Raw genomic sequence first — 12,312 nt, 5'->3', positions numbered from 1 at the left:
CACCGACGGTCGGCTCAGAGCTCGGCGAGGGTGCCGGCGTACATCTTGTCGATCTCGGCGGCGAAGTTGCTCTCCACACCGCGGCGCTTGATCTTCAACGACGGGGTGATCTCGCCGTGCTCGATGGTCAGGTCGCGCGGCAGGATCGCCACCTTCTTGATCGTCTCCCAGCGGTTGAGCTTGGCGTTGAGCTGGGCGACGTACTCCTCGACCATCGCCTGGGCCTCCGGCGAGGAGACGATGGCGGAGTAGTCGCGGCCCTCCAGGGGGCCGCCAGCGACCCAGCCCTGGATCGCATCCGGGTCCAGGGTGACCAGCATCGTGCAGAAGTTGCGGGCCTGCCCGACGACGATCGCCTGCGAGGTGTACGGGCAGATCGCCTTGAACATCCCCTCGATGTGCGAGGGCGCGATGTACTTGCCGCCCGAGGTCTTGACCAGGTCCTTCTTCCGGTCGGTGATCCGCAGGTAGCCCTGCTCGTCGAGGCTGCCGATGTCACCGGTGCGGAAGAAGCCGTCCTCGGTGAAGGCGGCGGCGGTCTCCTCCGGCAGGTTGTGGTAGCCGCGCATCACCGGCCGGCCACGGACCAGGATCTCGCCGTCGGTGTCGATCCGGCACTCCAGGTCGCCCATCGCCCGGCCCACCGTGCCGATCTGCAACCCCGAGGGCGGGTTGACGAAGTTGCCGGCGCTGGTCTCGGTCAGGCCGTAGCCCTCGGAGATCGGCAGGTTGGCGGCGGCGAAAAAGGTGGCGATCTCCGGGCTGAGCGGAGCGGCACCGGAGACCAGTACGCGCATCCGACCGCCCAGGCGGGCCTGGAGCTTGCTGAACACCAGCTTCTCGGCCACCCCGTAGCGCAGCTTCAGCCCGGCCGGCACCGGCTTGCCGGCCTGCTCCAGGGCCACCTTCGCCTTGCCGACCCGGACGCCCCAGGCGAAGATCTTCGCCTTCGCGCCGCCGCCGCCCTGCGCGGTGGTCACCGCCTTGTTGTAGACCTTCTCGAACACCCGGGGAGCGCCGCACATCAGCGTCGGCCGGATCACCGAGAGCAGGTCGACCAGCTTCTCCACCCGTCCGTCCACATAGGTGGGCAGGCCGACGTGGATGGCGCCGCAGAGCAGCGTCTTGCCGAACGAGTGGGCCAGCGGCAGCCACAGGTACTGCAGGTCGTCGTCGCGCAGCAGCCCGACCTCGGCCTGCGCCACGGCCTCCCAGCACCAGCCGCCGTGCAGCAGCTCGACGCCCTTGGGCTGACCGGTGGTGCCGGAGGTGTAGATCAGGGTGGCCAGGTGCTCCGGGCCGATGCCGGCCACCAGCATGTCGATCAGATCCGGCTCGGCGGCCAGTGCACGGGTGCCCCGCTCCTCCAGGTCGGCGAGCGTGAGCTGGGGGATCGCGGCGGCCTCGTCGGCGACGCCGTCGAGCAGCACCACGTGGGTCAGCGCGGGCAGGTCGGCGCCGGCGATCTTGGCGGCCTGGGCCGGGTTCTCCGCGAACAGCACCTTCGAACCGGAGTCGGCGATGATGTAGGTCGCGTCCGTCGGCTCGGTGGTCGGGTAGACGGTGGTGGTCGCCCCGCCGGCGCACATGATGCCGAGGTCGGCGATCACCCACTCCAGCCGGGTGTTGGCGAGGATCGCGACCGGATCCTCCTGGCCGACGCCCAGGCCGTGCAGGCCGGCGGCGACCGCCTTGGCGCGTTGGCCGACCTGGTCCCAGGTCAGCCAGACGGGACCCGAATTGTCGGGGTTGGGGGAGGCGAACGCGTGCCGGTCGGGGGTGGCCGCCACGCGCTTGAGGAACATGTCCGGGATGGAGCGGTACGGGACATCGAGAGCCATCGCTGTAGCCGCCTTCGGGGGTGGTGACGTGACGGTCGTCACGTCAAAGTGGTTACCGAAGGGTATTGCCTGTCACCGGACATCGGCTAGCCCCGGTGATCGTCCGGGGGTGCCATCCCACCAACCGGTACGGCCAGATCAGGCGTACCGGGCGGCCACGAGTGACCAGTCGTAGGTGGCCCGGACCCAGTTGCGCCGGGCGGCGAGCGCGGGGCGCAACCCGTCGTCCCCGCCGGCCAGCAGCGCTTCCTCCACGGTCAGGTACGCCGCCAGCCGCCGGTTGAACCGGTCCGCCGCCGCCCGCAGGGCATCCGCCTCGTCCGTGCCGCTCTCCTGGGCGATCACCGTCACCAGGTTGTGCGCGTCCGGGTCGACCTGGCTCTCCTTGCCGTAGGAGAAGAGGTCGTTGCACCAGCAGACCAGGTCGACCGCCAGCAGGTCCAGGGTGAGCAGTGCCGGATCGGCGCGTCGGGCCGACCCGGACGGCTCCTTCGACGCGAGGTCGGTCAGGGTGAGGCAGGGGTGCACGCCGCCGATGTGTCGGCGCAGTTGGACGTACTCCGCCACCTCGGGCACCCGCCGGCGCTCCCGGTTGGCCGCCTCCCAGAGCAGCGCCAGCAGGTACTCCCGCAACTGGCTGACGAGCCGCAGCAGCAGTGCCGGGTGGCCCAGCGCCCGGGCGCGGCGGCACAGGTCGTGCAGCGCGTCACCCAGCGGCCCAACGGCGGACGGCACGATGTCCGGGTCACCGCACCGGTCCAGCACGTCGAGCAGGGTGCCGATCGCCGGTGCCAGCCGGCTCGGGTCGGCGCCGAGGCCGTCCTCGTCGCAGGCGTCGTCCATCACGAAGAGCCAGGAGATCAGGTCGGTGAGCAGCCGTAACCCGTCCACCGGCCCGTCCGGGCAGGCCCGGCCGGCCAGGCCGGCAGCATCCGCCCGTTGCAGCCGGTGAACTCGGTGTCCGGAATCGACCAGCCCGAACACGCGCGCCCACTCGACGCTCTCGCTCGCCACCCGATCCGTGGCCTCATGGCGCCCCGCCGGGAAGGGGGGCTCCTCCAGCGCCGAGATTGCGAAACTCCGCATGGTCCGCCCCCACTCGTGCCGCCCCGGCGCGGAACGGCGCGGTGAAGCGTACGGGAGTAGGGATCGGTCGGGATCATTGGGTGCGGGTCGTTCCGTACCGGAAAGTGACCGATCAGGCACAGAAAGTTACATGCCCAGGCTGGCGTTACGCAGCTGCTGCGCGGAGGAGGCCGGGCCGTCCAACTGGACGCGGGCCACCCGTTGCCGGCCGGAGAGGAACAGGGCCAGCTCGGCCGGGGCGCCGACCACCCGCAGCGGCTCACCGCCGCGGCCGACCGAGATTTCGCCGTGCCCGGGCGCCTGCACGTACAGGTCCGCAGGGAAGCGGCGCAGCGCCAGCCGGGCCATCGGGGCGGCCCGCTTCCAGAGCGCGGCCTGCAGGCCGGGCGACAGCTCGCGCGGCAGCCATCCCGAGCCGGCCCGCCGCACGTCCTCGTGATGGATGAAGAACTCCAGCGTGTTGGCCAGTTCGTCGGTCACCGGGTTGCTGACCGGGCTCCACACCGGCGGCCGGCGCACCTGCGCCACCAGCTCGGGATAGGGCTGGGCGGCGAGCCGGAGACGGACCCGTTCGGCGTACCCACGCAGCGGCGCCAGCACGAGGCCGCTGGCCGCGTCCGGGCGGCGATCCCGCAGCACCAGGTGCGCGGCGAGGTCGCGGGTGGCCCAGCCCTCGTTGATCGTCGGAGCGTCGGGCCCGAGGGCCAGCATGAGGTCGGCCAGCGCTTGGCGCTCGGCTCGGGCATACCGCGGCATGGCCCCGATGGTAGGCCCGGGGGCCCGTGAGCGCGCGCCGGCGGATCTCGCGTCGACGTCGAGCCGGTCCCGCCGTCCGGTACGTGACGGTCGACATATCCGGTCCGAGTCGGCAGGGGTGGTCCGGACCGGTAAGGATGAGGGAGATAATTGCGGCTTACGGCGGGGGAGAGCGTGGCGAGTAAGACAAGTCGGGATGTGCTCGGCCGGGGGCTGGGGGTTCTCCGGCAGGCGATCCGGGAGCAGCCACGGATCTTCACGGTGGCGGTGGTCGGCAGCGTGCTGTTCGGCGCGATGGTCATCGTCAGCGCGTACGTGGTCGGCGGGGTCGTCGGCGACGTGGTGGTACCGGCCATCGCCCGCGGCGAGGTGGCAACCGGCACCCTGGCGCTGGCCGCGGTCGCGCTGTTCGGGATCAGCGTGCTGCGGGTGGTGGGGATCTTCGGCCGCCGACTCGGCGCCGGCTATATGCAGTACCGCCTCCAGGCGGCCTACCGCCGCCGCGTCACCCGCCGCTACCTGGACCTGCCGCTGTCCTGGCACCACCGCAACGCCACCGGCACGCTGCTCTCCAACGCCAACTCCGACGTGGAGGCTGCCTGGTACCCGATCGCGCCGCTGCCCTTCGCGGTCGGCACGCTGGTGATGCTGGTCGGCGCGATCGTCTCGCTGTTCGCCACCGACTGGGCGCTGGCCCTGGTCGGCCTCGCGGTCTTCCCCGCGCTGTTCGCGCTCAACGTGGTCTACTCTCGCCGGATGGCACCCCGGCAGGCCCGGGCTCAGCGGCTGCGCGCCGAGGTCAGCGGGATCGCCCACGAGAGCTTCGACGGTGCCCTGGTGGTCAAGACGATGGGCCGCGAGGCGCAGGAGACCGCCCGGTTCGCCGGTCGGGCCGGTGAGCTGCGTGACGCGTTGATCGCGGTCGGCCGGCTGCGCGGCGTCTTCGACCCGCTGCTGGAGACGCTGCCCAGCCTCGGCACCCTGGCCGTGCTGGTGGTCGGGGCGTTCCGGCTGCGGCAGGGCGCGATCAGCGTCACGGAGCTGGTCAGCGTGGCCTTCCTCTTCACCGTGCTGGCCTTCCCGGTGCGGGCCATCGGCTGGGTGCTGGCCGAGCTGCCGCGCAGCGTCGCCGGCTGGGACCGGGTCCGCCGGGTCCTCGACGCCACCGGCGAGATGCCGTACGGGCGGGTGGTTCTCGACCCGGCCACCCCGGGCCCGGCCGCCCTCACCTTCACCGACGTGCACTTCTCCTACCCGCCCGCCGAGGCGCACCAGTCCGGTGCGCAGGTGCTCGGAGAGGTCGGCTTCACGGTGCCCGCCGGGCGGACGGTGGCTCTGGTCGGCCCGACCGGCGCCGGCAAGTCCACCATCGCCTCGCTGGCGGTGCGACTGGTCGACCCGGACGCCGGCACCGTCGAGCTGGACGGGGTGGACGTGCGCGAGCTGACCGCCGCGTCGCTCGCCGGCACGGTGGCCCTGGTCGCCCAGGTGCCGTTCGTCTTCGACGACACGGTCCGGGCCAACATCGCCCTCGACCGGTCGGGGATCGACGACGAGGACGTCTGGGCGGCGCTGCGGCTCGCCGAGGCGGACGGGTTCGTGGCGGCGCTGCCCGACGGGCTGGACACCATGGTCGGCGAGCGGGGCACCTCGCTCTCCGGCGGCCAGCGGCAGCGGCTCACTCTGGCCCGCGCGGTGGCCGGCCGGCCGCGCCTGCTGGTGCTCGATGACGCGACCAGCGCCGTTGACCCCCGGGTGGAGGCGGCCATCCTGGCCGGGCTGCGCTCGTCGGCGTCCCAGCCGGGGGTGCCGGCCGCGTCGATCCTGGTGGTGGCGTACCGCCGGGCCACCATCGCGATGGCCGACGAGGTCATCTACGTGGAGCAGGGACGGGTGGTGGCCCGGGGTACGCACACCGAGCTGCTGGCCACCGTGCCCGGCTACGCCGACCTGGTGACCGCCTACGAGCAGGCGGAGGTCGAGCGCGCGCAGGAGCGCTCGTACGACGACGAAGAGGTCGCCCCGCTGCCGTCGGGCCTGGAGATCGAGGTGGACCGGTGAGCGCGAGGAGTGCAGCGAAGCGGAGCCCCGCAGTCGCGAACGAAAGGTCAGCCCCGGTGAGCGCGAGGAGTGCAGCGCAGCGGAGCCCCGCAGTCGCGAACGAAAGGTTGGCCCGGTGAGCGCGCAGACTGATGAGCGGGCAGAGCGGGTGGAGACGACCTGGCAGACCCTGCGCCGGGGGTTGGCGCTCTCGCCGGAGCTGCGGACCGGGCTGGCCGGCACGCTGGCCCTGGCGCTGGTCTACATGGTCGGCCGGGTGGCCGTACCGGTCGCCGTGCAGCAGGGCATCGACCGCGGCATCGTCGGCGGCCTGAACCTGGACGTGGTCTGGTCGGTTGCGGTGATCACCGCGGCGATCCTCGCGGTCACCACGCTCTGCGGCTACCTGATGATGCGCCGGCTGTTCACCGTCAGCGAGACGGCGCTGGCCAACGTGCGGACCCGGGCGTTCCGGCACGTGCACGACCTGTCGATGCTGCACCAGCAGTCGGAGCGGCGTGGCTCGCTGGTCTCCCGGGTGACCAGCGACGTCGACCAGATCACCCAGTTCCTCCAGTGGGGTGGGGTGATCCTGCTGGTCAACCTCGGCCAGTTGGTGGTCACCACGATCGTCATGCTCGCGTACTCCTGGCAGTTGACCCTGGTGGTGCTGGTGGCGTTCCTGCCGGCGGTGTTCATCATCCGGCAGTTGCAGCGCCGCCTCGGCGCGGCGTACGCGACGGTCCGTCAGCGCACCGGCACGCTGCTCGGCGCGATCGGCGAGAGCGTGGTGGGTGCGCCGGTGATCCGGTCGTACGGCATCGCGGGCCGGACCGCGCGGCGGCTGGACGACGCCATCGACAGCCAGCGCCTGGCGCAGCAGCGGGCGATCCGGATCAGCATCGTGGGCAGCTCGGTCGGTGAGCTGGCGGCTGGGGTGGCGCTGGCCGGCGTGGTGGTGCTCGGGGTGACGCTGGGGGTGGACGGCACGTTGTCGATCGGCCAGCTGACCGCGTTCCTCTTCCTGGTGACGCTCTTCATCCAGCCGGTGCAGATCGCCACCGAGGTGCTCAACGAGGCGCAGAACGCGATCGCGGGCTGGCGTCGGGTGCTGGACGTGCTGGATGTCGCTCCGGACGTGGCTGACCCGGGGGAGCAGGGGCGGGACCTGCCGGGCGGGCCGCTGGACATCCGGTTCGCCGGGGTGCGGTTCGCCTATCCCGGTGGCCCGCCGGTGTTGCAGGACATCGACCTGGAGATCCCGGCGAAGAGTCGGGTGGCGGTGGTCGGCGAGACCGGCAGCGGCAAGACCACGTTCGCCAAGCTGCTCACCCGGCTGATGGATCCGTCGGCGGGCGCGGTGCTGCTGTCCGGGGTTCCGCTGGCGGAGGTCCGGTTCGACTCGCTGCGTTCGCGAGTGGTGATGGTGCCGCAGGACGGGTTCCTGTTCGACGCGACAGTGGGGGACAATGTCCGGTTCGCCCGGCCGGAGCTGACCGACGAGCAGCTCGGTGCCGCCTTCACCGAGCTGGGCCTGGCGGACTGGCTGGACGGCCTGCCGGCTGGCCTGAACACTCCGGTCGGCGAGCGCGGGGAGGCGCTCAGCGTGGGGGAGCGGCAGTTGGTCGCGCTGGCCCGGGCGTACGTGGCCGATCCGGACCTGCTGGTGCTGGACGAGGCGACCAGCGCGGTCGACCCGGCGACGGAGGTGCGGTTGCAACGCACCCTGGACGCGGTGACCCGGGGCCGGACCACCCTGGCGATCGCGCACCGGCTTTCCACGGCGCAGGCCGCCGACGAGGTGATCGTGGTGGACCGGGGGCGGATCGTGCAGCGCGGCCCGCACGACGAACTGGTTCGCGACCCCGATTCGATCTACGGCCTGCTGTACGCCTCGTGGCTGGAGCAGACCCGGTAACGGACCGGCGTCCACCTGCGCCGAGACGGTGGACGCCATCGGCCGCGTGCTCTACGCTCCGGTTAGGTAAGCCTAACCTCTGAAGGAGGTCGCGCCCATGCGGCCCAGCCCCGCCGAGATCGTTCGTACCCTCGTCGCCGGCCGGCTGCCCGGTCTCGTCCATCTGGCCCATCGGCCGGGCCCGCACCACGCCCGGCACGTGACCGATCCGGACGGCCGGGTGCTGCTCCTGGTGCCGGTGGCCAGTCACCTGGCCGCCGCGCTGCGACCGGTCGCCGGGGGTGGCGACGTGGCGGTGGTCCTCGACGTGCTCGACCTGCCGCCCGCGGCCGGCGCCCCGGGCCTGGGCCGTGCCTGGGTCTCGGGCTGGGCCGCCGAGCTGCACGGCGCGGAGGCCCGCAGCGCGGCGGTCGACTTCGCCGTGGTGGACCCGACCGGCGACCTGCTCGACCTGGGCGTCCGGTTCCGGCTGTTCCGCTTCGAGGTGGTCGAGGTTCGCTGGGAGCGTGCCGGTGTCGTGCAGCGGATCGACCCGGGGGAGTACGCCGAGGCCGAGCCGGACCCGGTGCACCCGGTCGAGGCGCGGCTGCTGGCCGACCTCGCCGAGCGCGATGCTTCGCAGGTGACCGAGTATCTGCGCCGGCAGCTCGGGCTGACCGAGCAGACGCCCGACGGGCCGCCTCGGGTGGTGCGCATCGACCGCTACGGGCTGGTGGTCATCCTCGGCCGCCCCGGCGCCCGGCGGCGGGTCCGGCTGGCCTTCCCGGGCCCGGTGGCCGACCCGGACGAGCTGGCCGGCCTGCTGCCGTCGCTGCGCCTCCCGGCCGAGGCCCGCCCGCCGTACTAGCCCGGCAGGCACTGGAAGTGGCCGGAGAGCGGCCCCGGGCGCGGGCCATCTGAGCATCACCGCGTTCACACTCGGCCTCGGGCCCTTGCCGCAATCGGCACGGCCACCGTGCCCACGGTGGCGTCTGCCACGGTTGCGTACTCAGCGACGATGACACGTGCGGGTCGATGACCGCGTCGTGGCCATCAGCGACCGGCTCGGGAAGCATCGGGAGGAGCCAACGGCATGGGCCAGACACTGGCGGAGATTCTGGACGCGGCGGCTGGCGGGCGGTTCCCACCGCCAGACGGTGGCACGACTGTGATCCCGCAACCCAACCGACGAGATGCCGGGGTGATCGCTTTCACCGCGCACTCAGTGGTGTTCACCGACGAAGACCCGCATTGGGTGCACACGATCGTGGCCGACCTCGCCTGTGACGAGCTGGCAGCCACGATGAACCCACGCTTCCTCACCGCGTTGCTCGATCGCACCGGCCGATCCACCGACACCATCGACCTGCTGACAGTGGCGACATCGCTGGCTGGAGAGCCACCAGTACGGCTGCGCGAAATAGCCGACCCGGACCACCCCCGGGTGGTTAGAGCACGTCTGCGTCGGGACGACGTGCGCGTCTGGGCCGCCGACGGCGGGCTCGTCATCCTCGGTCGCGGGGTAGCGGGCCGCTGGGAGACTGCGATCGAGGTGGACCAGCAGGCACGCCACCAAGGGCTGGGCCGCGCGTTGGCCGTTGCCGCCCGCCACCTCGTACCGGCCGGAGAACCGGTCTGGTCGCAGCAGGCCGCGGGCAACGCGCGCAGCATCCGCGCGTTCCACGCTGCCGGCTTCCGACCGGTCGGCGCCGAGGCGCTGCTCCTACCCACCGTCATGCGGAAGCGTGCGTAACCGTCTGCCACCGACTCGCCTAGGATCGGAGCCATGCCCATGGCCTCGGACGATGTTGACCGGTTCGTGGGCTCCCGGCATCGTCTGGAGGCCATCGCGTACCGGCTTCTCGGCTCCGCCACGGAGGCCGAGGACGCCGTGCAGGAGACGTTCCTACGCTGGCAGGCCGCCGATGTCGCACGTATCGAGGTGCCTGAAGCCTGGCTGACCAAGGTGCTCACCAACCTGTGCCTCAACCAGCTCACCTCCGCGCGGGCGCGGCGCGAGACCTATGTGGGCCAGTGGCTTCCCGAGCCGCTGCTCGCCGGGGACCCGATGCTCGGCCCGGCCGACACCGCCGAGCAGCGCGAATCGGTCTCGTACGCGGTCCTCACCCTCATGGAGCGCTTGTCCCCCAAGGAGCGGGCCGTGTACGTGCTGCGGGAAGCCTTCGACTACCCGCACCGGGAGATCGCCGAGATCCTCGACATCACCGAGACCGCCTGCCAGCAGATCCTCCATCGCGCGAAGAAGCACGTCGCGGACGGCAAGACCCGTACCGAGATTGACGGGGTTGCCGCCCGGCGGATCGTCGAGGAGTTCCTGGCTGCCGCCACCAGCGGCCAGACCGGGCCGCTCGTGCGGCTGCTCACCGCGGACGCGATCTCGATCGGCGACGGCGGCGGGAAGGTTCCGGCCCGCGCCAAGGCAATCGAGGGAGCCCACGCGGTCGCGCGGTTCCTGTGGGGACTGTTCAAACCCGCCGCCGCCAAGCGGGCCGTGGTCGGCGGCTCGCCCGGTGTCTACGCCTGGACCGCCAACGGTGATCCCGCCGCCGTGGCCGTCGTGGACGGCCGGGTCGTCGGCGTCATGTGCCTGCAGGTCACCGCCGAGGGCGTCGCCGCCGTCCGTAGCCAGGTCAACCCCGACAAGCTGGAGCGCGCGACCGAGCGGTTTGCGGCCTCTGACCACGGACGACCGCTGTTCGAGGCGTTCTGACCCTCGTGTGAGGTGCTTCACATCACGCTCCTGCCTGTCAGCAAACGGCGGACCGCCCGGTTCAAGTGGCGAATCTCGTCAGACAGGAGCACGGACATGCAGCACCGCATCGTCGTCATCGGCGCCGGATACGCCGGAGCCATCGCCGCCGGGCGCCTCGCCAAGCGGCTCCACCGCGAGGAGGTCGCCATCACCCTCGTCAACGCCGAGCCCGACTTCGTCGAGCGCGTCCGCCTGCACCAGCTCGCCACCGGCCAGACCCTCAAGCCCCGGCCCTTCGGTGAGATGTTCGCGGGCACCGGTGTCGAATTCAGGGTGGCGAGGGTCACCGGCGTCGACGTCGATCGCAAGACCGTCGGCGTCATCGACGCGAACGGCGCCGGGCAACTCGCCTACGACACGCTCGTCTACGCCCTCGGCAGCGGCTGGAACGCTCAGGGCGTCCCCGGGACCGCCGAGCACGCGTACGAGATCGCCAGCCGCCCCGGAGCGCTCCGGCTGCGCGAGCGCCTGGCCGGCCTCGACGCCGGACAGACCGTGGTCGTCGTCGGCGGCGGACTCACCGGCTTGGAGGCCGCGACCGAGATCGCTGAGGCCCGCCCGGACCTCGACGTCGCCCTCGCCGCCCGCGGAGGCCTCGGCGACTGGCTTTCGCCCAAGGGCCGCGGTCACCTGCGGAAGGTCTTCGGCAAACTCGGGATCACCGTGCACGAACATGCCGCCGTCTCCGGCGTCGAAGCCGGTCACGTCACCACCGCCGACGGAAAGGCCATCCCGGCCTCGGTCACCGTGTGGACCACCGGTTTCGCGGTCCACCCGATCGCGAAGGAGACCTCCCTGGAGGTCACCAGCACCGGTCAGATCGTGGTCGACGGGACCATGCGCTCGGTCTCGCACCCGGACGTCTACGCCATCGGTGACGCGGCCTTCGCGATCGGCGCAGGAAACAAGCCGCTCCGGATGTCGTGCGCTTCGGGCACGCCGATGGCGTGGCAGGCTGCCGACTCGATCGCGGCGCGGCTGACCGGCGGGAAGCTCCCGAACGCGCCGCTCCGCTACTTCAACCAGTGCATCTCGCTCGGCCGCAGGGAGGGCGTGATCCAGTACGTCACCGCCGACGACCGCGCCGTGTCGGCGGCCCTGACCGGACGGCTCGCCGCCGTCTACAAGGAGCTGATCTGCAAGGGCGCCGCCTGGGGTGTCGCCAACCCGGCGCTCGGGCTGCCAACCCGGCGCCGCCGGGTCACGCGGGAGCGAGTCACGGCGGGCCCGGCCGTCAAGGAGCTGGCCTAGGCTAGGTCGGCAGCGGCCCGGTCAGGTACCGCTGCAAGGTTGGGCCGATGGCCACGGCCAGCGTCTCCGGGTCGGCCGACGCCACCGGCTCCAACCGGATCACGTGCCGCATCATGGCCAACCCGATCAGCTGGGTGGCGACCAGCGAACCGCGCAGCGGCAGCTCGACCAGGTCGACGTCGAGCTGGTCGAGCACCCGGCGCAGCACCTGCGTGGTGATGAACTCGCGCAGCAGCTTCGCGGTCCACTCGTTGCTCACCGCCGAGCGCAGCAGCGCCACCCCGGCGGTGCCGGCCGGGGAGTCCCAGACGCCGAGGAAGGTGCGGACCAGCCGCTCGCCGATGCCGTCCTGGCCGCCCGCGAGCACCTTCGGCACCACCTCCCCCGGGTCGACCGGAAAGTTCATCGCCGCGAGGAAGAGCTGGTCCTTGCTGCCGAAGTAGTGGTGCACCAGCGCCGGATCAACCCCGGCGGTGCCGGCGATGGCGCGGATCGAGGCCGCGTCGAAGCCGCGCTCGGAGAACGCCGTCCGCGCCGCGTCGAGGATCGCCTCCCGGGTGTCCGGGTTGCCGGGTCGTCGGCCGGTCCGCCGCGTCATCGTCGCCCCTCGTTTCGTCCGCCTGGCGCCGCCGGGGCCCTTCGCCCCGGCGGTCGTCGGCCGCGATCGG

10 protein-coding genes are annotated in these 12,312 nt (G+C 72.1%); 6 read left to right on the top strand and 4 right to left on the bottom strand.

The features are described 5' to 3' along the window. Positions 1-14: 14 nt before the first annotated feature. The 3 genes from ACFY29_RS06935 to ACFY29_RS06925 form a co-directional block, all read right to left on the bottom strand. On the bottom strand, positions 15-1,841 hold the full coding sequence (locus tag ACFY29_RS06935) for a long-chain fatty acid--CoA ligase (protein ID WP_328418851.1): 1,827 nt from the start codon (positions 1,839-1,841) through the stop codon (positions 15-17). 138 nt (positions 1,842-1,979) lie between these two features. Then, on the bottom strand, positions 1,980-2,927 hold the full coding sequence (locus tag ACFY29_RS06930) for a terpene synthase (protein ID WP_386984009.1): 948 nt from the start codon (positions 2,925-2,927) through the stop codon (positions 1,980-1,982). Positions 2,928-3,053: 126 nt separating this feature from the next. Continuing rightward, positions 3,054-3,683 (bottom strand): TIGR03085 family metal-binding protein, encoded by a 630-nt coding sequence (locus ACFY29_RS06925; protein WP_355605093.1) that lies wholly within the window; start codon positions 3,681-3,683, stop codon positions 3,054-3,056. A gap of 174 nt (positions 3,684-3,857) precedes the next feature. Between ACFY29_RS06925 and ACFY29_RS06920 the strand changes: the two genes are divergently transcribed. The 6 genes from ACFY29_RS06920 (at position 3,858) to ACFY29_RS06895 (ending at position 11,644) form a co-directional block, all read left to right on the top strand. After that, complete coding sequence (locus tag ACFY29_RS06920; RefSeq protein WP_386984006.1) at positions 3,858-5,744, top strand: ABC transporter ATP-binding protein; 1,887 nt, start codon at positions 3,858-3,860, stop codon at positions 5,742-5,744. A gap of 115 nt (positions 5,745-5,859) precedes the next feature. After that, positions 5,860-7,641, top strand: coding sequence for an ABC transporter ATP-binding protein (locus ACFY29_RS06915; protein ID WP_355605099.1), 1,782 nt, complete (start codon positions 5,860-5,862; stop codon positions 7,639-7,641). A 97-nt stretch (positions 7,642-7,738) separates the two neighbouring features. Continuing rightward, complete coding sequence (locus ACFY29_RS06910; protein ID WP_355605102.1) at positions 7,739-8,488, top strand: DUF2470 domain-containing protein; 750 nt, start codon at positions 7,739-7,741, stop codon at positions 8,486-8,488. A gap of 225 nt (positions 8,489-8,713) precedes the next feature. Continuing rightward, positions 8,714-9,373 carry a GNAT family N-acetyltransferase gene (locus tag ACFY29_RS06905; protein WP_355605105.1) on the top strand — a complete coding sequence of 220 codons (660 nt, stop codon included), beginning with the start codon at positions 8,714-8,716 and terminating at the stop codon, positions 9,371-9,373. Between the two features lie 33 nt (positions 9,374-9,406). Further along, a complete protein-coding gene (locus ACFY29_RS06900) occupies positions 9,407-10,351 on the top strand; it encodes an RNA polymerase sigma-70 factor (protein WP_386984003.1) in 945 nt (314 codons plus the stop codon). 96 nt (positions 10,352-10,447) lie between these two features. Beyond that, on the top strand, positions 10,448-11,644 hold the full coding sequence (locus tag ACFY29_RS06895) for an NAD(P)/FAD-dependent oxidoreductase (protein ID WP_386984001.1): 1,197 nt from the start codon (positions 10,448-10,450) through the stop codon (positions 11,642-11,644). 1 nt (position 11,645) lies between these two features. On the opposite strand, the gene ACFY29_RS06890 is transcribed toward ACFY29_RS06895, so the two are convergent. Beyond that, positions 11,646-12,242, bottom strand: coding sequence for a TetR family transcriptional regulator (locus ACFY29_RS06890; RefSeq protein WP_328418841.1), 597 nt, complete (start codon positions 12,240-12,242; stop codon positions 11,646-11,648). Positions 12,243-12,312: the final 70 nt, after the last annotated feature.

This window comes from Micromonospora sp. NPDC000668 (genome assembly GCF_042897975.1).
Lineage (GTDB): Bacteria > Actinomycetota > Actinomycetes > Mycobacteriales > Micromonosporaceae > Micromonospora.
The sequence above is the reverse complement of the archived record's forward strand: the minus strand, read 5'-3'. Positions and strand labels throughout refer to the sequence as shown.

Bases quoted from the DNA above. Each gene is read 5' to 3' on its own strand.
- ACFY29_RS06935 (WP_328418851.1), bottom strand. From the start codon at position 1,841: ATGGCTCTCGATGTCCCGTACCGCTCCATCCCGGACATGTTCCTCAAG.
- ACFY29_RS06895 (WP_386984001.1), top strand. From the start codon at position 10,448: ATGCAGCACCGCATCGTCGTCATCGGCGCCGGATACGCCGGAGCCATC.
- ACFY29_RS06925 (WP_355605093.1), bottom strand. From the start codon at position 3,683: ATGCCGCGGTATGCCCGAGCCGAGCGCCAAGCGCTGGCCGACCTCATG.
- ACFY29_RS06890 (WP_328418841.1), bottom strand. From the start codon at position 12,242: ATGACGCGGCGGACCGGCCGACGACCCGGCAACCCGGACACCCGGGAG.
- ACFY29_RS06930 (WP_386984009.1), bottom strand. From the start codon at position 2,927: ATGCGGAGTTTCGCAATCTCGGCGCTGGAGGAGCCCCCCTTCCCGGCG.
- ACFY29_RS06900 (WP_386984003.1), top strand. From the start codon at position 9,407: ATGCCCATGGCCTCGGACGATGTTGACCGGTTCGTGGGCTCCCGGCAT.
- ACFY29_RS06910 (WP_355605102.1), top strand. From the start codon at position 7,739: ATGCGGCCCAGCCCCGCCGAGATCGTTCGTACCCTCGTCGCCGGCCGG.
- ACFY29_RS06905 (WP_355605105.1), top strand. From the start codon at position 8,714: ATGGGCCAGACACTGGCGGAGATTCTGGACGCGGCGGCTGGCGGGCGG.